This is a genomic window from Aeromonas sp. R7-1 (assembly GCF_040908115.1).
In the GTDB taxonomy this organism is placed as follows: domain Bacteria; phylum Pseudomonadota; class Gammaproteobacteria; order Enterobacterales; family Aeromonadaceae; genus Aeromonas; species Aeromonas caviae.
The window spans coordinates 44,334-68,010 of record NZ_JBFODD010000053.1 but is presented as its reverse complement, the minus strand read 5'-3'; the positions used below and the strand labels follow the sequence as shown (position 1 = coordinate 68,010).

Here is a 23,677-nt window from a genome sequence, read left to right as displayed (position 1 = left end):
GGATCCGCGCCAAAAAATGTAAATGAAATGTGACAGCAAAGACCCAGCCTTGCACTGCGCTCGTTAGCGTCCCGCAAGGCTGTCAGCTTTGCCTTACAGCGACCAATAACAGGGTTCGATATGGGGCAGTACCGCCCTCGCCTTTAGCAATCGAGTCCTTTGCGGGTTGATGAGCCAGGCTTGCTCCCCCAACGCCAGCAGGGGCAGATCGTGCAGGCTGTCACTCAGGGTGAGTGCGGCCTCCAGGGTCAGGAGCTCGGGCAGCAGCTTGTGCCTGCCATGGCAATAGAAGCTCGGCACCAGGCCGCCGAAACGGTAACCCATCCGCGAGCCGATGATGCGGTGAGGAAGCCTTGGCAGTTGACGATGGAGCTGGGCACGGACCAGGGCGCGGGGACTGGCGGAGATGGCCCAACAGCGGCCCCCCTCCCCCGTCAGGAGGGCTCGCGCCTCCCGATACAGGCCGGGCCGGGTCAGGCTGTACTGCCGTACCAGGGCGCGCCAGGCCAGGGGGGATAGCCCGAGGGTGATGGCCCACCAGATGAGTGCAATGCCGCGACTGCGCTGACCTGGCAGCAGATAGATCACGGCACCGAACGCCATCAGTGGCCACAGCAGCAGCGGCCAGAGACGGCGGCGCAAGATGAAACGCAGCAACCCCGCATGGCTGTCATCCGGCGCCAGGGTGTCATCGAAGTCGGCCAGGATCCAGCCGCGGGCTGGGACTCTCGCGGTTGCAGCGCTCATTCGGAGATCTCCGCGATGGCGGCATGCAACTCGGGCAGGAGGAACAGCGCCCCCTCATCGGGCGGACAGACGAGATCGAAGCTCTCACCTGCCAGGGTGAAGGCGAGGCGCCAGGCGTGCAGATAACCGCGATCCGCCGCCGTGCCGCCGTAACGCTCATCCCCGAGGATGGGGGCTCCCACGCTCTTCAAGGCCACCCGGATCTGGTGGGTCTTGCCGGTCCGGGGCTTGATGCGATAAAGACGCAGCCCCTCGCGCACCGAGACAGAATCGAACCAGCTGATGGCCGGGTTATCCTGGGTGCGGCTCAGCATCCAGCTGCCGCCTCGCCCTTTCTCCATGTCCCCCTTCACCCAGCCCTGCTTCTTCTTCGGTTTGCGATCGGAGAGGGCCAGATACTGCTTGCTCACTTCCCGCGCCGCGAAAGCCATGCTGAGGGCGCGATTCGCTTCGGGGGTGCGGGCCAGCAGCACCAGCCCAGAGGTCATCTTGTCCAGTCGATGGACCGGATAGAGGTCAAGACCGGTATCCATTCTGACCCGATTGACGAGACCCGGCTCGCCGGCATCATCGTGCATGCCAATGCCCGGACGCTTGTTGATCACCATGAAATCTTTGTGCTGCAATTGTATCCGGTACATGTATAACCCTTTAGAATGTTATTTGTTAACAACTTGAATGCAGGCCTGCAGGCCATCTTCATGGACCCTCAGCACAAGAATCGCACGAATGAAAAAATGCCTGTTTTGGCTGTTGTTGCTTGGCATCACTTGCTTCTCGCCCCTCCAGGCCAGTGAACGGACACGTGATCTGCCGGAGAAGGTGGTATTGCAGTTGCGCTGGCTGCATCAGCCCCAGTTTGTGGGCTATCACATGGCCAAGGCCAAGGGGTATTACGCCGACGCTGGTCTGGATGTCGAGATAAGGCCAGGTGGCAAGGGAATAAGTCCGGTTCAGGAGGTGCTGGCCGGACGCGCCGACTTTGGCGTCGGCAACACCGAGGTGCTGACCCACTACGCCCAGGGCAAGCCGCTGCTGGCGCTGGCCAGCGTCTACCAGCACTCTCCCTCCATCTTCCTGGCACGCCGCGACAGCGGCATTCTCACCGTTGCGGACATGCGTGGCAAACGGATCATGATGTTTCCGGGTCATCAGGATGCCGAACTGCTGGCCACCCTCTACTATCAGGGGCTTCACGAGCGCCAGCTCATCCCGGTACCCACTTCGGTCAACATCGACGATCTGATCGCCGGCCGGGTAGACATCTTCAACGCCTATCTGAGCAATGAGCCCTTCTATCTGGAAGAGCGCGGCATCTCGGTGTCCGTCATCAACCCTCGCAACTACGGCATCGATTTCTACAGCGACATTCTCTTCACCACCCAGGCACAGGAGCGGCTCAATCCGGAGCGGGTGGCACGTTTTCGTGCAGCCAGCCTCAAGGGATGGCGCTATGCCCTCACCCACCCCGAGGAAGCCATCGCCCTGCTGCGCACGGAGTATGGCGTCAACCGCAGCCAGGCCCACATGGAATACGAGTTGCAGATGAGCAAGGAGATGATCCAGCCGCTCTATGTGGAGATCGGGTATATGAATCCGGATCGCTTCGCTCACATCATGCAGCAGCTGGTGGAGATAGGCCTCCTTGCCAAGCCGGTCTCCCTGACCCGTTTCCTCTATCAGGTCCCCTCAGAACAGTGGATCTTCTGGCGCCCCTGGTTCCTGCTGAGCCTGGGTGTTGGTGGTCTCATCCTGCTGCTCTCCCTCTATCTTCTGATGAGCAACAAGCGGCTCAACCAGGAAGTGGCCCTGCGCAAGCAGCGAGAGCAGGAGATACTGCAACTGGCCCGCCTCGATCCCCTTACCGGGCTGCCCAATCGCCTGAGCCTGATGGAGCAGTTGAAACACCAGGTACAAAGCGACAATCCGGGCTGCCTGCTGTTTTGCGATCTCAATGACTTCAAGCGCATCAACGACAACTTCGGCCACAGCCAGGGGGATGCCATCCTCTGCCAGCTGGCCAGACGGATCCACGACGCCATCGGCCACCAGTGCTATTTTGCCCGCTTGGCGGGGGACGAGTTCATCCTGCTGCTGCCGGGCTACGATATTCGTCAGGCAGAGGAGGTCACCGCCGTGATCCGCCAGGCCATGCAGGCCCCCTTCGTGGTCAATGACCAGCCGATGCAGGTGGGCATCAGCATCGGCGTCAGCCACTACCAGCATGACTGGAGCCCGGAACAGTGGCTCATCCAGGCCGACAGGGCCATGTATTGTGACAAGGGTGGCCGCGTCATCACGCTGGCGGAGCAGTCCGGCTGACTGGCTCATCTCCCGGCACACAGAGCCGATACCCCCATGAAACCAATAAACAAGAAGGCCACCCCAGGGGTGGCCTTCCTGCATTGCATGAGTCTGACCGCTCTTACCCGAAGGTCTGCCCCAGGGATTTGAGCTGGCGAGCCTTGGTGAGCAGGATGTCGCTCGAGGCATCCATGTCCTGCATCTTGTTGCTGTTGGTGTGGGAGTGCTGGGAGATGGCGTTGACGTTGCGGCTGATGTCCTCCACTACCGCCTGCTGCTCCTCTGCCGCCGTCGAGATCTGGGCCGAGAGGTCCACCACCCGTTCTATTTCCGCCAGCACCTGATGCAGGCTCTCTGATCCCTGGCGGGTCAGGGTCACGCAGGATTGGGTCTGTTGCAGGTTCTGCTGCATCATTCCCTTCCAGCCGTTCAAGGTACGCTGGATCTGGCCTATGCTGCTCTGGATCTGCTCGGTCGCCTTGTGGGTGCGCGTGGAGAGGGTTCGTACCTCGTCCGCCACCACCGCAAATCCTCGCCCCTGCTCCCCTGCCCGCGCCGCCTCGATGGCGGCGTTAAGCGCCAGCAGATTGGTCTGATCCGCAATGCCCTGGATCTCGCTCATCAGCACACCGATGCGATCCGACTCCTCCGCCAGTGCCACGGCGGCCGTGAAGGCATGCTCTGCCTGGGTGGCCAGCTCCGTCACCCTGTGCTGGGTATCTTCCAACTGCTGGTCGGTGTGTTGGCAGTGCGCCTTGGCCTGAGCTATCTGGTTGTCCGTCTCCAGGATATTGCGGGCAATCTCGTGGGCTGTCGCCGCCATCTCGGTGATGGCCGTCGCCACCTGCTGGGTCTGGACATCCTGTTCGGCGATGTCGGCGCTCGCCTCGCTGGAGGCTGTTTTCAGATGCACCGCGAGATCCTGCAGGGAGAGGGTCGCATCGTCCACTCGTCCAAGGACGGTGCGGATCCTGGCCTGCAACAGCTTGATGTGGAAGTCTGCAATGGCACTGGCATCCTCCCCCGAATAGATGAGCCGGGTCAGGCTGTCATATTCGTCCGCGAGCTGTCGCAGATAACGGGGGGTAGTGATGAGGGTGTCACGATAGATCAGGGCCAGCCACAAGAGGGGCAACAGGGTGAACAGCGGCCCCCAGGGCCCCATCAGATAGGCTCCCCCCGCCAGCATCAGCAAGACACCGACGATGGCCAGCCCGTGGCGCATCGGGCGCAGGCTCAATCCGCCCTTTCGCTCCCCCCGCTCCACGCTCTTCAATCTGGCATAGGTGCGCCCGGCCACGGCTTTCATCTCCGGCGCGGCGCGACTGCGGACCGACTGGTAGCCATTGATCCGCCCCTGCTCGAAGATGGGGGTGACATAGGCATCCACCCAATAGTAACGCCCATCCTTGCAGCGGTTTTTCACCATGCCGCGCCAGGGTTTGCCCTGCTTGAGCTTGCCCCAGAGGTCAGCAAAGGCGGCCTTGGGCATGTCCGGGTGGCGAACCATGTTGTGGTGCTGGCCTATCATCTCTGCCCTGCTGTATCCCGCCACCCGGCAGAAGTGGTCATTGGCATAAGTAATGACCCCCTGAAGATCCGTGGTGGAAACCAACTGTTCACTGGACGGAAAATCCACCTCTTCATCAACGAGATGAATCTGGGTTCTGTTCATGGCGCACGCCTCTTGTGTGATAACTCAGTTATCGTAGTCAAGCCATGGCAGCCCGGCCAACAAGGCCCCTCAGACAGTGGGGATGACTGAGAGGCCGTCCTCTGGATCTATGACGGCGCCCTCAGTTCTCCACCGCCGGATGGCACTCGCGCTCCCGGATCAGCTTCTTGTTCACCTTGCCGACACTGGTCTTGGGGATCTCCTGCACTATGCGGATCTGGCGCGGAATGGCCCAGCGATTGATGCGACCACTGTCGACGAACCCCTGCAGGTGCGCCTTGATGGCCTGGGGATCCAGGTTCGTCCCCTCCTTGCCGACCACCAGGGCCAACGGGCGCTCCCCCCACTGCTCGTCCGGCACCCCCACTACGGCCACCGAATGCACCCCGCAATGGGCGCTGATGAGGCTCTCCAGCGCCAGCGAGCTTATCCACTCGCCACCTGTCTTGATCACGTCCTTGATGCGGTCCTTGATCTCCACCGTGCCGTCCGGGGTGATGGAGGCCACGTCCCCGGTGTGCAGCCAGCCGCCATCCCACAGCTCAGCCCCCTTGGCGGGCTCCTTCAGGTAGCCCTGGGCCAGCCAGGGGGCGCGCACCACTATCTCCCCCATGGCCTCACCGTCGTGGGGCAGATCCTTGCCCTCGGTATCGACGATGCGCAAGTCCACCAGGCCGATGGGCTTTCCGGTCTTGATCCGCAGCGGCAGTTGCTCCGCCATGGGCAGCGCCAGCTCCTCGGGAGCGAGGTGCACCACGCACAACAGCGGGCAGGTCTCCGACATGCCGTAGCCGGCGTGCACCCGTATCCCCTTCTGGCTCGCCTGGGTCGCCAGCCCGAGCGGCAGCGCACTGCCCCCCAGCAGCATCTTCCAGCCCTCGAACGAGGTCTGCCTGGCCTCCTCGCAGTCCAGGATCATCTGCAATATGGTCGGCACGCAGTGGGAGAAGCTCACCCCCTCGTCGCGATAGAGCTTGACCAGCTTGTTCGGCTCGTAGCGCCCCGGGTAGACCTGCTTCACCCCCAGCATGGTCGCCACATAGGGGACGCCCCAGGCATGGACGTGGAACATGGGTGTGATGGGCATGTAGACGTCGTCGGAGCAAAGCAGCGACTGGCCCGCATGGGCCGCCAGGGTGCCCAGTTCGTTGAGGGTGTGCAGCACCAGCTGGCGGTGACTGAAGTAGACCCCCTTGGGATCCCCGGTGGTGCCCGTGGTGTAGAACAGGGTCGCCACCGACTCCTCGTCGAAGTCGGGGAAGTCGAACTGGTCGTCCGCCCCGGCCAGCAGCGTCTCGTACTCCCCGAGCAGGGGCAATCCGGTAGAGGGCGACTCCCCATCGGTCAGCCGGATGTAACCGCGCACCGTGGGCAGCTTCTCCTGAATGGAGTCCATCATGGGCAGGAAGTCGTCATGGACCAGCACCAGGTGATCCTCGGCGTGGTGCATGGTAAAGGCGATCTGCTCCGGCGACAGGCGCACATTCACCGTGTGCAGCACGGCGCCTATCATGGGTACCGCGAAGAAGCACTCGAGGGAGCGGTGGCTGTCCCAGTCCAGCAGGGCCACCGTGTCCCCCGGTCCAATGCCCGAGGCGGTCAACAGGTTGGCCAGCCGGTGGATGCGCTGATTGAGGGTGCGGTAGTCGTAGCGCAGCCGATCTGCGTATACGATCTCCCGGCCCGGGTGATGGCGCACCCCGGACAACAGCAGGCTCTTGATCAGCAAGGGATAAGCATGGGCTCCCTGGGCTGGCGGTATGATCCTTGTCTTCACCATACGGACTCCTTCCGATTCGTGTTTGGGCGCAGGGGAGCCGTCTCCCCTCACCATCTGAGTTAGCGGGCGTCGAGACGCCCGAGCAAGGCCTCGGCCTCTGGCCAGGGGCCAAATCCGCTCGCCGGATTGAGGTGTCCCACCGCCCCGGCATCCACCAGCTCGCTCCCCCACTCCCCGGCCAGGGCACGCACCGCCGCAGGGCTCGCCAGGGGATCGTTGTGACTCAGCACTACCAGACTCGGGAACGGCAGCGTCATACGGGGCAAGGGGTGCCAACCGCCGGCCGCCATGGCCTCCTTGCTGGGATAGTGGGAGGGCCAGTCGGCATCCAGATCCGGTGGCGTCACCAGCAGGGCGCCCTTTATCCTGTGCTGACTGACAGCGCCGTACTGGGCAGCCCAGTGGGCCACCATCAGCACCCCGGCGCTGTGGGCCACCAGGATCACCGGGCCCTCGATGGCGGCGATCGCCGACTCGATGGCCTCGACCCTGGCCTGGCAGTTGAGCTTGTCCGAGGCGAGCGGCGGCACCGTCACCACCTTGTCAAGCCTCTCGGCGAGCAGGGTCTGCCAGTGATCCGCCACGTGTTCACGCAGGCCGGGCACGATCAATACGGTGGCCTCGGGCTGACATTCCTTCATGTATCTTCCCCTGTTCAGGCGCTCCGGCGACGGCCGGATGACATCGGGACCACAGTAAGGTGCCGGGCCCCCGGCTGCTTTACCTTGGATGCCATGAAGTTGTCTTTTTGCGACAGAGACTCGGCCGGACAAGGCGGCGATCGCTGGGCCTGGATGCCATCGGAAGCGGACTGTGAGCGAGCTCACCCCCTGGGATCTGCGACTAACAGATAGGTTAATAAGCCTTCCCATGATGTAATCAAAATGATAAAAAACGGTTAACAACCAGCAGATGAGCTGTCGCCATGGGAACTGCATCATGACCCTTCTTGCCAGAGCCGCTACCCTCACCAACTACCTCGATGTCGCCCGCCAACTGGGCCTCAATACCCCCCACCTGTTGTCGCAAGCCGGCCTCAGTGCCTCCATTCTGGATGTGCCCAATCAGCGCATCCCGGTCTCCACCATCATCAACTTGCTGGAGCTCACCGCCCGCACCGGCGACTGCCATAGCCTGGGGCTGCGCATGGCGGAGCATCGCCAGCTGTCGGACTTTGGCGAGGTGAGCCTGCTGCTGAGCTATCAGCCCAACCTGCGCGAGGGCTTGCAGGTGATGGTGCAATACATCCATCTGTTCAATAACGCCCTGGCCATCTTCATCGAGGAGGCGGGCAAGGCGGTGATCATTCGCGAGGAGATCATCACCGACGCCCCCATGCCCTCGCGCCAGGCCACCGAGCTTGCTGTCGGCGTCATGTATCGCTTCTGCGCGGCCCAGGTCGGGGTCGGGGCGAACTGGCATCCCATCAGCGTCAACTTCACCCATGACGCGCCGGCGGATCTCTCCATCCACAAGCGGCTGTTCGGCTGCAAGCTGGAATTTGGCAGCGAGTTCAACGGCATCGTCTGTCAGTCAGCGGATCTGGACATCCCCAACCCCCTGGCCAACCAGGCCATGGCCCGCCATGCGCGCCAGTACCTCGACACCCTGCTGGTGGAGACCCAGCAATCCCTGATGACTGACGTGCGCAAGGCCATCTACCTGCTGCTGCCCATGGGGCGCGCCACCATAGAGCAGATAGCCCGCACCCTGGGCATGAACGTGCGCACCCTGCAGCGCCATCTGGAGGAGAGCGGTGCCACCTTCAGCGAGCTGGTCAACGACGTGCGCCGGGATCTGGTGATGCGTTATCTGCAAAACTCCGGCTATTCGCTGGGCCACATCGCCGACATGCTGGGTTACTCCATGCCGAGCTCCTTCACCCGCTGGTTCAACGCCCAGTTCGGCATGCCGCCCGCCACCTGGCGCTCCCGCCACAAGGGCGTGCCCAAGGTGACCCAGAGCGCGCACACCAGCCTTGCCTACGGCTAGACACCATTCCTTCGCCAGACGTTGAATTAAAGAGGGAGGCTGCGGCCTCCCTCTTTGCATTCCGCTTTCCATCATGTGGGGCACTCGCCATCGACAGCGAAACGAGTGGGATGCCATGAAAGCCAGCAGCGCGACACTCCCGCATCCCTTTGCCATCCAACCCGGCCCCTCAACAGATCACGCCAAAAAAGAAGAGGGAGGCTTGTCGCCTCCCTCTTCACATCTCGGCTTGCCGCCCCTAGCGGACATCGGCCGGCAGCTGTTCCGCCTTCATCCTCCCCTGGGGCGCGGAGGCGTCGACGCTCGCACGGGGCGCAGCAGCCTTCTCAACGGCTTCGGCCAGAGCGGGCTGGGTGCCGCGCAGCAGGAAGTAGGAGAGTGCCGGCACCCCTATCAGGGCCCCCAGCATGTTCCACAGGAACATGAAGGTGAGCAGTATGCCCATGTCGGCCTGGAACTTGATGGGGGACCAAACCCAGCCCACCACGCCGGCGGCCAGGGTGATGCCCACCAGCCCCACCACCCGGCCGGTGAAGGCCACAGCCTGGCGATAGGACTCCACCAGCGACATGCCCTGGCGTTGATGGTGCAACTGCACGCTCAGCAGGTAGAGCGCGTAGTCCACCCCGATGCCGACCCCGAGCGCAATCACCGGCAGGGTCGCCACCTTGACGCCTATCCCCATGAAGACCATCAGCGCCTCGCACAGCACAGAGGTGAGCATCAGGGGCACCAGGGCCACCACGGTCGCCCGCCAGCTGCGGAAGGTGATGAGGCAGAAGACGGTCACCGCCAGGTAGACGTAGAGCAGCATGGTGCGGTTCGCCTCGTGCACCACCAGGTTGGTGGCCGCCTCGATGCCCGCCGAGCCCGCGGCCAGCAGGAACTGGCGATCCGGCGACGAGTTCTCCCGGGCAAACCGCTCGGCGATGGCCACCACGCCGCTCAGGGTCTCGGCCTTGTGATCCCTCAGGTAGGCGATCACCGGCATCAGGGAGCAGTCGGTGTTGAACAGCTCGGGGCTGTTGACCGAGGCCTGCTGGGCCGCGTAGTTCAACACGTTCTGGTTGCGCTGGATGCTGGCGAGCCTGGGGTTGCCCTCATAGGTGCCGGCGGTGATCTGGCGCACCGCATTGACCAGGGAGCTGGTGGCCTGCACCCCGGGATGCTGCTGCAGCTCCCAGCCCAGGCGATCCGCCAGGATCAGGGTCTGGTAATTGAGACACCCCTCCGGCGCCGTCTTGATCATCACCGCGAACAGATCGCTCGAGAGCGCATAGTGGCTGGTGATGTAGCCGTTGTCCTTGTTGTAGCGCGAATCGGCGCGCAGCTCGGGTGCGCCGCTGTCCAGATCGCCAATCTTGAGGTGCAGGCTGACCAGGTAGCCGCCGATCCCCATGGCCAGGCCCAGCAGCACCACAAAGGTGGCCCACTTGCGCTCGGTGCAGCGGTCCAGCAGCGTCCAGAGCCTGCCGAAGCCCTGGTTGGCGGCGGCGTTATTTTCAATGGCCAGCGCCCGCTCGGCCGCCTTGTGGCCCACTCCCACATAGGAGAGCGCCACCGGCATCAACAGCAGGGAGGTGAAGATGAGCACCGCCACCCCGATGCTGGCGGTGATGGCGAGATCCTGAATGACCGGGATGTCGATCAGCATCAGCACCGCGAAGCCCACCGCATCGGCGAGCAGCGCCGTGACTCCGGCCAGGAACAGCCGGCGGAAGGTGTAGCGCGCGGCGATCAGGCGATGGGTGCCGCGGGCGATGTCCTGCATGATGCCGTTCATCTTCTGGGCCGCGTGGGAGACCCCGATGGCGAAGATGAGGAAGGGCACCAGCACCGAATAGGGATCGATGGCGTAGCCGAGCCAGGCGACGAGGCCGAGCTGCCACACCACGGCGATCAGCGAGCAACCCACCACCAGCAGGGTGCTGCGCACGCAGCGGGTGTAGAGGAAGATGATGAGAAGCGAGGTCGCCACCGCCAGGGCGAAGAACATGATCACCTGAATGAGGCCATCGATGAGATCGCCGACCAGCTTGGCAAAACCGATGACCCGGATCTTGTACTGACCCGTCCCCTCCTCTCCCGCCTTGTGGGGCTTGCCGTCGAACTCGATCTGGCTGCGCAACTTCTCGATGCGCTGGGAGAACTCGTGATAGTTGAGGGGCTTGCCGGTGGCCGATGCCTTGTCAAGCAGGGGCACGATCAGCATGGTGGATTTAAAATCGCTCGCCACCAGGCTGCCGACGATACCGGCCCGGTTGATGTTCTGGCGCAACTGCTCGATGTCGGCGGGCTTGCCCTGATAGGCGTCCGGCATCACGGGGCCGCCCTGGAAGCCCTCCTCGGTCACCTCGGTCCAGCGCACCGCCGGACTCCAGAGGGACTTCATCCAGGCGCGGTCCACCCCCTCGGTGAGGAACAGCTCGTCATTGACCCGCTTGAGCACGCCAAGATAGCCGGGATCGAAGATGTCCCCTTGGGTGTTCTCCACCACCACCCGCACCGAGTTGCCGAGGCCACGCAGGGACTGGCGGTTCTCCAGGAAGTTTTTGATGTAGGGCTGGCTCTGGGGGATCATCTTCTCGAAGCTGGGCGCCAACGCCAGGCGAGTCGTCGCCATGTAGCCAAACACCAGGGTCGCCAGCGTCATCACTAGCATGAACAGCGCTCTGTGGTTGAACACCAGCCGCTCCAGCAGGTTGCCGGAGCGCCTGTCGAACTGCGCCAGCTCGCGGATCACCGGCATCGCATCTTGCTTCACATGGCCCATGTCTGGATCCTCGTTATCGTTATTGGGCCGTCATCCGGTGACAGCCTGATTTGGCAATACTTGTGACCGCCTTAATTCACCGCCAGGGTGCGCACACCGCGGCTGCCCACCAGTGCCAGGGTGCCCTGGGGCGTCAGCAGGGCACCCGCCACCGGGGATGGCTCGGCCAGGGGTTCCAGAGTCAGCGGCTCGTTGCCCCGTTGCCGCAGCATATGGCCGGCCTGGGTAAAGAGGCGGAACTGGCCATCTGCCCCCTGCATAGCAGTGCTGAGGCTGATGGGCAGCGGACTGGCCAGTCTCGCCCAGTGCTGGCCGCCATCCGTGCTGCGATAGGCATGGCCCCGCAGCCCATAGACCAGCAGCTCGCCGGGCCGACCGATGAGACCGAAGAAGCTGCCGTCATAGGGGCTTGGCAGTGAGACGAAGCGCTGCGTCCCCGGATCCCACTTGCGCAGCAAGCCCTGCTCGCCGGCGAGATAGAGGCTCTCCCCGGCCAGGGCGATGGCATTGAGATGCAGCCCATCCGGGTTGTCGGTGCGATCCTGCATCGGCGTCCAGTGCTGACCGCCATCCTGGGTGCGCAGAATGAGGTTGAACACCCCGACCACGTAGCCAACCCTGTCGTCTTGGAACCAGACGTCGAGCAGGGGCTTGTCGGCCCCCTCCTCCACCAGGCGCTGGCCCTCTTCCACCAACGCGGCCCACTGCTCGTTGTCCGGCTCGGACTGGGCCTTGGCCGAGTAGTATTGCAGCACCAGGTCGCCTATCTGGCGGCCATCCAGCTGTTTCTGCCAGCTGGCGCCACCGTCCTGGCTGTGCAGGATGACCCCGTCCCCCCCCACGGCCCAGCCCTGCTCGGGACTGGGGAAGACGACGGCATTGAGATCCGAGCTCACCGGCACCCTGGCCTGCTGCCAACCCTTGCCTTCGTCGTCGGAGTAGAGGATGTGACCCCGCTGCCCCACCGCCACCAGCCGGCTGCCGGCACGGGCCAGATCCAGCAAGGGGCTCTGCTTGGCCAGCGCGCTCGGCTTGGCCGGCAAGTCCAGCACGTCCACATAGGCCGTCGCCGCCGTGATCGTCTCCGCGCTCTGCGCGGGCCCTGCCATCAGCAGGGCGCCGCACAGCCAGGGCGCCAACTTGTTGAATGAACCCATACCACTTCCTTGTCTTCAAAACCCATCGGATGGTCGCAACAACCCCACCCCGGCCCTCCCCTTGGCAAGGGGAGGGCGCACTTCACTCCTCCCCCTTTCGAAGGGGGGAGGCCGGGAGGGGGGTCAGTGGAGATCATCAACGCTTAGCGGATACCCGCGCCCGCCAGGGACTCCGGCGACCACTTCGCCTTGGACAGCGAATCGCCGTACTTGATGCCGCCATGGGGTCCCACCACGCCGTTGATGTTGTAGGTCCCCGCCACCAGGTCATAGATCATGAAGGGGGTGGCATCCGGGGTCTGCTTGTCGTAGCTCTGGCTCAGGAAGGCGAAGGAGCCGCGATAGAGCTGACCACGGGCGTCGTACTGATCCGAGGCCAGGGCCACCCAGCTGTCTTCGTCCAGATAGAAGCGACGCTTGGCATAGATGTGGCGCTCGCCGGCCTTGAGGTTGCCCTCCACCACCCAGACCCTGTGCTTCTCCCAGCGCACGTGATCCGGCGACAGGAAGTTCGGGGTGGTCAGCGCCCGGGCATCGGGCTCATAGGTCAGCTTGTAGGTGTTGTAGGGAACTATCATCTCCTGCTTGCCCACCAGCTTCCAATCGAAGCGGTCCAGCGCGCCGTTAAAGACGAAGACGTCGTCATAGGTGCCGGCGCCCGAGGTGCCCGGGTTCGGGGTATCGTAGGCCAGGTTCGGTGCCAGCTTGACCCGGCGCTGCCCCGGCAGGTACTGCCAGGCCTTGCGCGGCTGCTCAAGGGGGTTGGCGGCATCGCGCAGCATGATGGCTTCACCGGCACGGCGGGCGGGCCCGGTGTAGTAGAGCTTCATCTGGTAGTAGGTGTCCTTGGCCGCGATGGGCTTCTTCATGTCCTCGTAGATGGCGTAGTTGATGAACGCCTGCCCCGTGGTGGAGAGCGCCGCTACCCCGGCGGAATCGACGTTCCAGGAGTCGTATTTGGTGGCGATGTTCACCCCCTGGTAGCGCAGCAGGAAGTTCCACATCGCCTCGGCGCCGGTCTGCGGGATCGGGAAGGGAATGCCCGGCAGCACCTGATCCACCGCCATGCCCCCTTCCAGGGTCTTGGCGTTCAGGGCGTTCTGCCTGGTGTTGTCCAGCACCGCCTGGGGCAGCGCCACGCTGCGGTGAGTCGGGTAGACATCGACTCTGAAGTCCGGGAAGCGGCTCAGCAACTCGGCGGTGGTGGCGGTCAGCTCACCCTTGTACTTAGCCACGTTCTTGCCGTCGATCACCAGCTGCGGCTTGTCGCCCGCATAAGGATCCGGGCGCATGCTGTCACCGGCCTTGAAGCCGGCGGGCGCCGTGGTCAGGCCGCCGGTATAGGCGGGGATGGAGCCGTCGGCGTTGGCCGCGGCATCGGCGCCGACCTGGGTCAGGCTGGTGCCCAGCTTGCCCGCTTCGCTGGCGGAGACGGCCGCCTGGGCCTGACTGGTGAAGGCCAGGGCGAGGGACAGGGCCAGCATGGTCTGTTTATGTTTCATCATCTTGTTCTCCGACTCGGTCGCTTGACTCAATAAGTGGTCTTGAGGGTCAGGTAGACGGCCCCTCTGTCTTCCGTGGTGGCGCCGCCACCGGAGAAGGAGGAGTAACCGCCGGCATAACAGGTGTTGCGCTGGGTCGCATCCAGGGCGTTGGGGGTGGAGCCATCGGTGGCGCCGTCGTTACAGTCGGCAGACTTGCCGAAGGAGTCCACGTACTTCAGATCGACGAAATACTGGTTGTAGATGGTAGCGCCGAGGCCAAGGGCGTAGTTGCCGGTGTCCTTGGCACCGCCGCCCTGCACGGGAGACACCCCCGCCAGGCCGAGGTTGACCGACAGCGGCATGCTCATGTCCACGCCGGGGAACACCTGATACCAGGTCGGGGTGAAGTTGATCGCCAGGCCCCAGTTGTCGGTGGTCGACTTGTCGAGCCCCTGGTAACTGTCCTCGCCCTTGTAGAGCGCCTTGTTGTGATCGTTGAGGCTCAGCAGGTTGCTGTAGTAGAGCTCGGCCAGCAGGGCGGCACCGTCGAACAGCGGGGTGTCGGCCATGGTCATCAGGCCGTTGAGGGTCCAGTGCAGGGTCTCGCCGGTGGCGCTGTAACCGTCGCTGTCGTCGGTGATCACCCCGGTGCTGTCATTACGGGCAGGCAGCGCACCGAGCCCCTGTTTCAGCCCGAGTGGACCCGAGGCACTCAGCAGCGCCGGGATGCTGGAGAGGGGCATGTTGTGGCGATAGTTCAGATCGCTGCCCACGCTGACCCCGGCGATGTCCTTGGACAGGCTCAGACCCAGGATGTCGATGTCCTCGCCGTAGGCCAGGGAATAGCTGGTGTTGGCAATCGAGTTACGCAGGTTGGGAATAGCCCCGGCCGGCAGGGGATTCGTCCCGCGGACGCTCAGACCACGGGCGTCCAGTACCGCCTGGGGCAGGATGTCGGCGGTGCGACGGTAGTAGGCCCCCAGGGTGGCATCCAGCGCCTCGGGGGACCACTTGGTCATGAAGCCCCAGTCACCGTGCTTGCCCGGCTCTATGTCTGCCCCGCGGCGGATGTTGCTCAGGGTGCCGTTCGGCCCGGCGAGGCCCGGGCCACCGGTGTGACCCAGCAGGAAGGCGCGGGCACCGTAGCCCACCAGATCGGAGCCACCGTAGAAGGTGCCGGCCTCCGGCAGACGGGCCGCGTCCCAGTCGAAGAAGTACTGGGCGGCGAAGGTCCACTCCGGGTTCAGGGTGAAGGAGGCGGAGATCTGCTTGCGGGGCATGAACAGCTCTTTTGCCTCGGTGCCCGGGGACGCCGCGAGCTTGGCGAGATCCAGGCCAGACTGGCCGTAGCTGATGGAGTGCACCGGGTTGAGCAGGGTCTCGCCCCAGAAGATGTTGTGCTGGCCTATCTTGACGCCGAGCAGCGACTCGTCACCTATCTCCATGTTGTGGAACACGAAGGCGTCGAGGATCTCGCCGGAGGGGCCGTTGTAGTAGCGATCGGCATAATCGCTCAGCCCCGGCTGGCCAAACATGGTCGACCTTGCGGGGTTGGCGCCCCAGCCCGGGATGCCGGAGGCATCACCGTTGTTGTTCAAAAAGGGGTTGTCGCTCGCGCCGACGTCGTCATAGGCATAGTCGTACCAGCTCGCCGCACTGATGCGAAAACCGGTATTGCCCTTGTTCACCACGTCAAGCTCGGTCAACAGATCGAAGCGGGTGGTGACGGTGTCGCCGGCATCCTTGAAGTTGTAGTCCCCATCGTTGCTGTTCGGGGTGGCGAGCATCCGCTCGTCGGCGCTCTCGGTGCGCATGCCGTAGTTGAACTTGCCGGTGTTGTCGAAACGCACGGACCACTCTTCACTGCCCGTGTCGATCTCGACCGCCTGAACGGTGGGCAGGAGAACGGCCGCAATGGCCGTTGCCAGCAGGCTGAGGCGCAGGGCACCGCAACCATGACTCGTGTGCTTGTAATCCATTACAGTCTCTCCGAGTGTCGTCATCTGTTGTTTGTTGTTCTGTGTCTAGTCGCCGTTTCCGTTGGCTTTATTGTCTGGCTTTATTGTCTGGCTTGTTGCTTGGCTTCTTGCCTGGCTGTTGTGCCAGTGTCGGCGCTTCCCTTGGGGATGAGGGGGCGCTCTGTTTGCCTCCTCCCCTTGCGGGTTCCTCCCCCGGGTGCGCTCTGTGTTGTTGCTACCGACTCTACGGCCAGCCCAACCCCCTTGCTTGCCATTGAACGTCAGCCACTTTTCATTTGATGACAGGGAGTGGCGGCGCCGAACAAGCGGCGCGAAAGGGGTGTCGGACGGCATCCGCGCAGGGATTCTCGGGGCTCAGCCAGGGACCATGGTGAAGGACAGGGGTCCGCCAAGGGGCTGGCGTGTCCAGTGAGTGGGTGGGTGATGGCAGTCTGTTATCGGGGCGAGAGGCAGCAGGCAGAGCATCTGCGCCGTCACGGAGAGCATAAAAGCGGCGGAGCAGGCCCAAGCATCCTCACTCCGCCGTGAAAATGGCCGACGAGTCGGCCCACACGCGATTCAGCGGCAGATGCGGCAGCCGGTGGCGGCCTGCAACTGCTCAAATTCGATGCCGGGGGCCAGCTCCACCAGCTTGAGGCCGCTTGGGGTCACGTCCAGCACGGCGAGATCGCTGATGATGCGATCCACCACCCCGACCCCGGTCAGGGGCAGGTTGCACCACTCCAGTATCTTGTGCTCACCGTTCTTGGCGCAGTGCTCCATCAGCACCACCACCCGCTTGACCCCGGCCACCAGATCCATGGCCCCCCCCATCCCCTTGACCAGCTTGCCGGGGATCATCCAGTTCGCGAGATCCCCGCGTTCCGAGACCTGCATGGCCCCGAGCAGCGCCAGGTTGATGTGGCCACCGCGGATCATGCCGAAGCTCTCGGCGCTGTCGAAGAAGCTGCTGCCGGGCAAGGTGGTGATGGTCTGCTTGCCGGCGTTGATGAGATCGGGATCCAGCGCCTCCTCACTCGGGAAGGGGCCTATGCCGAGCAGGCCGTTCTCGCTCTGCAGCCACACCTCCATGGCATCCGGGATGTAGTTGGCCACCAGGGTCGGCAGGCCGATGCCGAGGTTCACATAGAAGCCGTCCTGCAGCTCCTTGGCGGCGCGCTGCGCCATCTCTTCACGGGTCCAGGCCATGACTTAGCTCCTTACTGCAGGCTGTTGAAAACAGGAAGCCACCGGCAGTTCCTGGGTGATGCACAGCGCCCTCTCTTCACGGGTCCAGGCCATGTTATCTACTCCTCAGCGCGCAATGTTGAATACAGGAAGCCACCGGCAGCACCTGGGTGATGCACAGCGCCCTCTCTTCACGGATCAAAACCATCTTATTTCTTCTCCATGACGGTGCGCACTTCGATGCGTTTCTCGGGATTGGGGTTGTGCACCAGCCGCTGCACATAGATGCCGGGCAGGTGGATCTCGTCCGGGGCCAGCTCCCCCACCTCGACGATCTCCTCCACCTCGGCCACGCAGACCCGGCCCGCCTTGGCGCAGAGCGGGTTGAAGTTGCGCGCCGTCTTGTTGAACATCAGGTTGCCCGCCTTGTCGGCCCTGGCGCCCTTGATGATGGCGAGATCCGCGGTGAGGGATCGCTCCATCACGTACCAATCCCCATCGAACTGACGGGTCTCCTTGCCCTCGGCGATCAGGGTCCCGTAACCGGTGCGGGTGAAGAAGGCCGGAATGCCGGCGCCGCCGGCGCGAAGCTTCTCGGCGAGCGTCCCCTGGGGGGTGAACTCCAGCTCCAGCTCCCCGGCGAGATACTGGCGCTCGAACTCCTTGTTACCCCCCACGTAGGAGGAGATCATCTTCTTGATCTGGCGGCTATGGAGCAGAGGCCCAAGGCCGAACTCGTCCACCCCGCAGTTGTTGCTGATGATGGTGAAGCCGCGTTTGCCGCTCTCCTGCAGCGCCTCGATAAGCTGCTCCGGGATGCCGCACAGGCCGAAGCCCCCCGAGGCGATGGTGATGTCGTCCTGCACCAGATCGCTAAGAGCGGCCTGGGCGCTGGGGTAAACCTTGTTCATAACTACCTCTCTGCTCTCTGGCTAGTCCGTTGGCCACAGGGGCGCGTTCGTTTATTGCGGTTTTTCTGATTGATCTCGTATCGCGATCGTCCGATTACGCCGCTACGCGGCTAATCGAACCTACGCAGTCAATTGAGTTGGTAGGTTCGGGTAGCGAAGCCTATTCGGACGTTCGCGGCATTCATGACATTCCTGATATGCCTAAGGCTTGATGCCCCAATGCATCAGGGTCAGCACCAGGGCGACCAGGAAGGCGGTCTCCCCCACCATCAGCAGGATGGGTTTAATGCCGACCGCCGCCAGCTCCTTGAGCTGGGTCTTCATGCCGATGGCGGCGATGGCGATCACCAGGCACCAGCGCGACAGCTCGTTGACCCCCCCCTGAACCAGGGCGGGCACCCAGCCTGTGCTGTTGATGCAGGCCAGCACCAGGAAGCCGACCGCAAACAGGGGCAACAGGGGCGGCCGCTTGCCGGACGCGGGATCTGCCCCCTGCATCCGGGTGATCATGGCGGCGACCAGGATCACCGGCAGCAGCATGGCGACCCGCATCAGCTTGACCACTGTGGCCACGTCCCCGGTCTCGGTGGACATGCTGTAGCCGGCCCCCACCACCTGGGCCACGTCGTGAATGGTGGCACCGAGAAAGACCCCCGCCTCCACCGGCGTCAACTCGAAGAAGCGGGCGATCATGGGGTAGAGGATCATCGCCAGCGTCGAGAGCACCGACACCCCGATCACCGTGAACAGGGTGGCGCGCTCCTTCTGGGGATGGTTCGGCAGGGAGGCAGCCAGGGCCAGGGCGGCGGAGGCACCACAGATGGCGGTAGCGCCCCCGGTCAGCATGCCAAACAGGCGCTGGAAACCCATCGCCTTGGCCACCACCACCGACAGGCTGATGGTCACCACCACCAGGGTGACCACCAGCAGCACCGGCATCCAGCCGAGTTCGGCGATCTGGCCGAGGGTGATGCGCATGCCGAGCAGGGCGACCCCGATGCGCAAGACACTTCGCGCCGTGAACTCGATGCCCGCCTTGCAGCTTCCCTCGCCGCTGAGGAAGTTCAACCCCATGCCGAGCAGCAGGGCGAACAGCAGCACGGGGGCGCCGTAGTGCTCCGACAGGAAGGTGGCGGCGGCCGCCACCGTGATGCTGACCGCCATGCCGGGGGCCAGTGTCCGTACCCGCTGTAAGCGATCCGTCATGGTCAGGGTGAGCATGGGATGGCCTCCTGGGACTCGATGACGATGGACAACCCCTCCCCCGCCGGCTCGACCGGGTAGCGGCGCACCCTGAGCTGGGTCGAGTTCAGCAGCAACCCGGTCGTCAGGTTGAAACGCAGACAGTGGGCAAGGCACTGGATCACCTCCCCCTCCAGCCGGCCGCCGCACAGGGACGCCCCCTGGTGGGGACAGCCGTCATCGATGGCATGGAAACGGCCATCGACGTTGAACAGCACCAGGCTCTTGCCCGAGTCCTCGATGAGGACGCGCTGGCCCGGCGCGGGCACCCGCTCGGCCGGCACCAAGACTCGCGCCTGCTCCCGGGTCATCGCCGCGACGGCCTGGTGCAAGCCGGCAAGCAACTGCGCCACGGGCTGGGCACCGCTGAGGATCCGCCCCTTCCCCAGCACGAAGCTGGGCACCCCCTGCCGAGCCGCCTCTGGCTGATCGCAGAAAAAGGGGGTTCCGTCTCCCTGCAGGCTGCCCACCAGATCGGCAGGCGAGAAGCCCACCGCCTCGGCCAGCCCCAGCAAGGTAGCACCATCCCCCAGATCCCCGCCGTGCAGGAAGTGGCAGGCAAACAGCCACTCCAGCAGACTCTCCAACTGTGCCGGCGATCCCAGTTGGCAGGCCCGTTGCCACAGGCGGTGGGCATCGGCCGTGTTCGGCATACGGGGGATCTTGTCAAAGTCCAGCTCAACGCCGACGCTGGCCGCCGCCTGCCGCACCTGAGCCTGGCGCAGGCGCACCCCCTGCTCGCTGCCAAGGCGCCGCAGATAGAAGGCATGGAAATCCTCCCCCTGCGCCGGCAGGTAGGGCAGCAGTTGCACCCCGCGCCAGCTCACATCGACCCGCACCTCGGGCCGCTCCACCCGCAGCTGGGCCAGCGCCTCATCCAGCTGACGCTTGCCGATGAGGCACCAGGGGCAGATGAAATCGAAATAGACCTCGATGCTGAGCCTCATGCCCTCACCTCGCTGCCCTGGGGGCCGGCGACGACCTGGCGGGCGTCCCCTTCAATCTTGGCCACGTCCTTGTGGTAGTGGCGCTTGCCGTAGCAGAAGACCGCAGCCGCCGCGACGCTGATGAGGGGCACCAGCTGGAAGGCGTTGTCCAGCCCGATGTGATCGGACACCTTGCCGGTGATAAAGGGACCGGGGGCCAGCCCCAGCAGGTTGTTGGCAAGGGTCAGGGTCGCAAACGCCGTACCGTGCACGCTGGCGTGGGTGAGATTGGCCACCATGGCGCCGGCGGGGCCCGAGGTGCCGGTGGCGATGAACATCCCCAGACCGATCAGCACCAGCTGGGGGAAGCCGGCCGGCAGGGCAAACGCCAGGGAGAGCAGGAGACAGCTGCCGAGGCAATAGGCGATGGCGAGGCTTATCTTGCGATCCGGCCGGTTGCGGCACAGCCGATCGCTCAGCATGCCGCACAGGATCATGCCGGCACCGCTGCACAGCACTATGATGGCGGCCATGAGTCCCGCCTTGTCCGTGTCCAGCCCGTAGTAGCGGTTGAAATAGCTCGGCATCCAGACGATGACGGTGCCGCCGACGAACAGCTGCAGGCCGCTGCCCACGTAGGCCGAGATCACCGAGCGGCTGGAATAGAGGCTGCGCAGGGGGTTGCGGCCCGCCTTGCTGCCCTGGGCCGCCCGGCTGGCCTGGGAGATCCGCGCCTCCTTGACGATGAGGGGATAGATGGCCGCCAGCACCAGACCAAACAGGGCCATGCCGGCGAAGGCCCAGCGCCAGCCGAGGAGATGCGCCAGCACGCCCCCGCAGGCCATGCCGAGCACAGAGCCGAACATGCCGCCGGAGATGAAGGCGCCGGAGAGGGTGGCCCGCATCTCCCGCGGGAACACCGAGACCACCACGGCGATGCCGACACTGCCGTAGGCGGCCTCCCCCACTCCCACCAGGAAGCGGGCGATGAACATCTGCTCGTAGTTCTGTGCCAGGGCGCAGCCCAGGGTCGCCAGGCTCCAGAGCGCGGCCATCATGACCAGGCTCTTGACCCGGCCGAACCGGTCCGCCAGCAGGGAGAGCGGGAAGGTGAGCAAGCCGACCATGAGCGCGACTATGCCGCTGAGCAGGCCGAGCTGGGTGTCGGAGAGTGCCCACTCCCCCTTGAGCATGGGGAAGACGGCGTTGAGCACCTGGCGCGACATGTAATCGGAGATGAGCAGACCGAAGGTCAGCGCAAACACTATCCAGGCATAACGACGGGGCACGGCAACCTTGCCGGCCTCGGGGTCGTCATCGATATGAAACGTAGCCATACATTCCCTCGCGCTACTGCAAATTGGGTTGGGTATTCGGTCAACCAGCCGGTGGAAAGGCCCCCGGCCAGACAATATTGACTCATCACTCAGTTGCCCTGCGTGCTGCATAGTGCAAGGACAACCGGCGTTTGGCAAACAGGTTCTTAGGGCGCTTGGCTTGGGGCCTTGCGCCCTGACACGCAGATCTGCGTGGGTATTACATCACTTCTTCAGGAAGCCCTGCTGACCGCCCTTTGGATTCGGAGCGAAGCCGTTGGCTGCAAGGGTTTCTTCAACCGTCTCATAGAAAACACCGATTTTGAGGATCTCGCGGGCTTCCTTACCGTTGGCAACTGGACGGCCGATCTCTTTGGCAAGGCGCACCAACTGTTCGATCTGCTCGACGGAGGTCATCTTACGCGAACGGTCCTGGGTCCAGAGGTTATCCTCAATACCGCAGCGCACGTGCAGGCCCATCGCCATGCCCATCAGGTTGATTGGCAGGGTGTTGAGCATGGAACTTTCCACCGTCAGCATGGTGCCGTCAGGAATGGCGCGCAGGAAGTTGGCCATGCTGTAGATATGCGGCTGGTCCATGCCACCGCCAATCGCCACCCAGTTGCATACCAGCGGACCCTTGTAGACACCGCGGCGGATCAGCCGCTCCACCGACTCGTAGCTGTTGATGTTGTAAAACTGGAAGGCACTCTGGATGCCGGCGGCACTCAGACGCTTGACGTGCTCCTCGATGAAGCCAGGGCCGGAAGGCACGATCATCTCGCGGTAGGCTTCGTAGGTATCGGTCCCCATGGAGGTGCCGGCGTAGTCACGCTTATCCATCTGCTCGACCACGTTCATCTGCGTGGTGTTGACGGTCACAGTGACTTGGTCGGGTTTGGGCTCGAGTTCGGCGAGCATGTGCCGAGTGTCGTCATGCAGCCACTTGGCGGCCGCGCCATCTTCTGGCGGCGCGAAGGAGATAGAGCCGCCGACCTGGATGATCATGTCCGGCACGGCCTTGCGCACACCAGCGATCAGTTCGTTGAACATCGACAGGCGCTTGGAGCCCTTGCCGTCCAGTTCACGCACGTGCAGGTGCAGTACGGCGGCGCCCGCTTCGTAGCAGTCGACCGCTTTCTGGATCTGCTCTTCCATGGTCACCGGGATGTCTTCCGGATAGTCAGAAGGGAACCATTCAGGGCCATACGGGGCTACGGTAATAACCAACTTGTCCTGATTTTCAGGGAAGAGAGAACCGTCAAGGAAGTTCATGTCTATTGCCTCAAGTTATTGAAAATTAGCGGTATCACTGGGATGTTACGACTCAGTAAGGCGTGTCGCCCATGATCCCGGCCCGCTCCATCTTGCGATGGCAGGGGGCGTAATCCATGGCGGCGTAGTGCTGGGTGCTGCGGTTGTCCCAGATGGCCACGCTGCCCGGTTGCCAGCGCCAGCGCACCTGGAACTCGGGGATATAGGCCTGGCTGATGAGGTAGCGCAGCAGATCGCTGCCACCCATGGTGTAGTCCTGGCCGACACGGACATTCGCCGGGGTGTGGTAGTTGGTGAAGTGGGTCGCGAAGGCGTTGACGAACAGGATCTTCTCGTCGGTCTCCGGGTGGGTGCGCACCACGGGGTGCTCGGCGTCCGGGAACATGGCCTTCAGGGCGAGCCGCTTCTCCATCGGCATGGCCGCCCCGAAGCTCGCCTCTATGCTGTGGCGGGCGCGCAGGCCGGCGATCTTCTGTTTGATCTCCTCGGGCAGCGCGGCGTAGACCGCCGCCATGTTGGCCCAGAGGGTGTCGCCCCCCACCGGCGGGCACTCCACGCAGCGCAGCACGCAGCCCATGGGCGGTTGCTCGCGCCAGGTGGCATCGGTGTGCCAGGCGTTCTCGTAGCGATCGTTGGGCACATCCGGCGACTTGTAGATGCGCACCAGACCGGGGTGATCCGGATCGCTGCCCGCCACCGGGTGATCCTCCAGCTCGCCGAAGCGGCGGGCGAAGGTCACGTGATCGCTGCGGCTCATCTCCTGATTGCGCAGGAACAGTACCTTGTGCCTGAGCAGTTGGGCGCGGATCTCGGTGAACAGCCCTGCGTCGTGGGCCGCATCCGCCAGCTGGACGCCGCTCAGTTCGGCGCCGATATGGCAGGTCAGTTGTTCTACACGCATGTCTCTCTCCCTGAATGACAAGTCGGTGCGCTCAGACGCCGCCATCGA

General features: G+C 63.9%; 18 protein-coding genes. 2 read left to right on the top strand and 16 right to left on the bottom strand.

The genetic code is table 11. The annotated features are described in order from the left end of the window. Positions 1-93: 93 nt before the first annotated feature. A complete protein-coding gene (locus tag AB5Y51_RS15210; protein WP_368178694.1) occupies positions 94-747 on the bottom strand; it encodes an HAD family hydrolase in 654 nt (217 codons plus the stop codon). After that, a complete protein-coding gene (locus tag AB5Y51_RS15205) occupies positions 744-1,388 on the bottom strand; it encodes a TIGR01621 family pseudouridine synthase (protein ID WP_042016970.1) in 645 nt (214 codons plus the stop codon). The genes AB5Y51_RS15210 and AB5Y51_RS15205 overlap by 4 nt, the downstream gene beginning before the upstream one ends. 88 nt (positions 1,389-1,476) lie before the next feature. Here AB5Y51_RS15205 and AB5Y51_RS15200 point away from each other — a divergent pair, with 88 nt between their 5' ends. Further along, positions 1,477-3,069 (top strand): ABC transporter substrate-binding protein, encoded by a 1,593-nt coding sequence (locus AB5Y51_RS15200; RefSeq protein WP_368178693.1) that lies wholly within the window; start codon positions 1,477-1,479, stop codon positions 3,067-3,069. A gap of 103 nt (positions 3,070-3,172) precedes the next feature. Here AB5Y51_RS15200 and AB5Y51_RS15195 read toward each other — a convergent pair whose 3' ends face one another. The 3 genes from AB5Y51_RS15195 to AB5Y51_RS15185 all read right to left on the bottom strand — a co-directional run bounded on the left by AB5Y51_RS15195 (position 3,173) and on the right by AB5Y51_RS15185 (position 7,147). Continuing rightward, positions 3,173-4,726, bottom strand: a complete 1,554-nt coding sequence (locus AB5Y51_RS15195) for a PAS domain-containing methyl-accepting chemotaxis protein (RefSeq protein WP_039038779.1) — start codon at positions 4,724-4,726, stop codon at positions 3,173-3,175. 121 nt (positions 4,727-4,847) lie between these two features. Then, positions 4,848-6,506: a fatty acid--CoA ligase gene (locus AB5Y51_RS15190; protein ID WP_323883276.1), complete on the bottom strand. Its 1,659-nt coding sequence runs from the start codon at positions 6,504-6,506 to the stop codon at positions 4,848-4,850. Between the two features lie 59 nt (positions 6,507-6,565). Then, positions 6,566-7,147, bottom strand: coding sequence for an alpha/beta hydrolase (locus AB5Y51_RS15185; protein ID WP_039038781.1), 582 nt, complete (start codon positions 7,145-7,147; stop codon positions 6,566-6,568). 298 nt (positions 7,148-7,445) lie between these two features. Between AB5Y51_RS15185 and AB5Y51_RS15180 the strand changes: the two genes are divergently transcribed. Then, the gene (locus AB5Y51_RS15180; RefSeq protein WP_368178692.1) at positions 7,446-8,498 is read left to right on the top strand and encodes an AraC family transcriptional regulator; all 1,053 of its coding nucleotides are present in this window, start codon (positions 7,446-7,448) and stop codon (positions 8,496-8,498) included. A 238-nt stretch (positions 8,499-8,736) separates the two neighbouring features. Here AB5Y51_RS15180 and AB5Y51_RS15175 read toward each other — a convergent pair whose 3' ends face one another. From AB5Y51_RS15175 to AB5Y51_RS15125, 11 genes are all read right to left on the bottom strand, one after another. Then, positions 8,737-11,271, bottom strand: a complete 2,535-nt coding sequence (locus AB5Y51_RS15175; RefSeq protein ID WP_080768069.1) for an RND family transporter — start codon at positions 11,269-11,271, stop codon at positions 8,737-8,739. A 71-nt stretch (positions 11,272-11,342) separates the two neighbouring features. Next, positions 11,343-12,428 carry a YCF48-related protein gene (locus AB5Y51_RS15170; protein WP_042882806.1) on the bottom strand — a complete coding sequence of 362 codons (1,086 nt, stop codon included), beginning with the start codon at positions 12,426-12,428 and terminating at the stop codon, positions 11,343-11,345. Between the two features lie 143 nt (positions 12,429-12,571). Beyond that, positions 12,572-13,933 (bottom strand): DUF1329 domain-containing protein, encoded by a 1,362-nt coding sequence (locus AB5Y51_RS15165; protein WP_231959455.1) that lies wholly within the window; start codon positions 13,931-13,933, stop codon positions 12,572-12,574. Between the two features lie 26 nt (positions 13,934-13,959). After that, positions 13,960-15,891, bottom strand: coding sequence for a DUF1302 domain-containing protein (locus tag AB5Y51_RS15160; RefSeq protein ID WP_368178691.1), 1,932 nt, complete (start codon positions 15,889-15,891; stop codon positions 13,960-13,962). A 558-nt stretch (positions 15,892-16,449) separates the two neighbouring features. Next, positions 16,450-17,079, bottom strand: a complete 630-nt coding sequence (locus tag AB5Y51_RS15155; RefSeq protein WP_042882803.1) for a CoA transferase subunit B — start codon at positions 17,077-17,079, stop codon at positions 16,450-16,452. A gap of 188 nt (positions 17,080-17,267) precedes the next feature. Next, on the bottom strand, positions 17,268-17,969 hold the full coding sequence (locus AB5Y51_RS15150; RefSeq protein ID WP_039038784.1) for a CoA transferase subunit A: 702 nt from the start codon (positions 17,967-17,969) through the stop codon (positions 17,268-17,270). 201 nt (positions 17,970-18,170) lie between these two features. After that, a complete protein-coding gene (locus AB5Y51_RS15145; protein WP_039038785.1) occupies positions 18,171-19,190 on the bottom strand; it encodes a YeiH family protein in 1,020 nt (339 codons plus the stop codon). Further along, a complete protein-coding gene (locus AB5Y51_RS15140) occupies positions 19,178-20,158 on the bottom strand; it encodes a DsbA family protein (RefSeq protein WP_368178690.1) in 981 nt (326 codons plus the stop codon). The genes AB5Y51_RS15145 and AB5Y51_RS15140 overlap by 13 nt, the downstream gene beginning before the upstream one ends. Then, positions 20,155-21,474 (bottom strand): MFS transporter, encoded by a 1,320-nt coding sequence (locus AB5Y51_RS15135; RefSeq protein WP_368178689.1) that lies wholly within the window; start codon positions 21,472-21,474, stop codon positions 20,155-20,157. Before AB5Y51_RS15135 ends, AB5Y51_RS15140 begins: the two co-directional genes overlap by 4 nt. Positions 21,475-21,678: 204 nt before the next feature. Then, positions 21,679-22,728, bottom strand: coding sequence for a 3-keto-5-aminohexanoate cleavage protein (locus tag AB5Y51_RS15130; protein WP_039038787.1), 1,050 nt, complete (start codon positions 22,726-22,728; stop codon positions 21,679-21,681). Positions 22,729-22,780: 52 nt separating this feature from the next. Further along, positions 22,781-23,629, bottom strand: coding sequence for a TauD/TfdA family dioxygenase (locus AB5Y51_RS15125; RefSeq protein WP_042016952.1), 849 nt, complete (start codon positions 23,627-23,629; stop codon positions 22,781-22,783). Between the last annotated feature and the right edge of the window lie 48 nt (positions 23,630-23,677).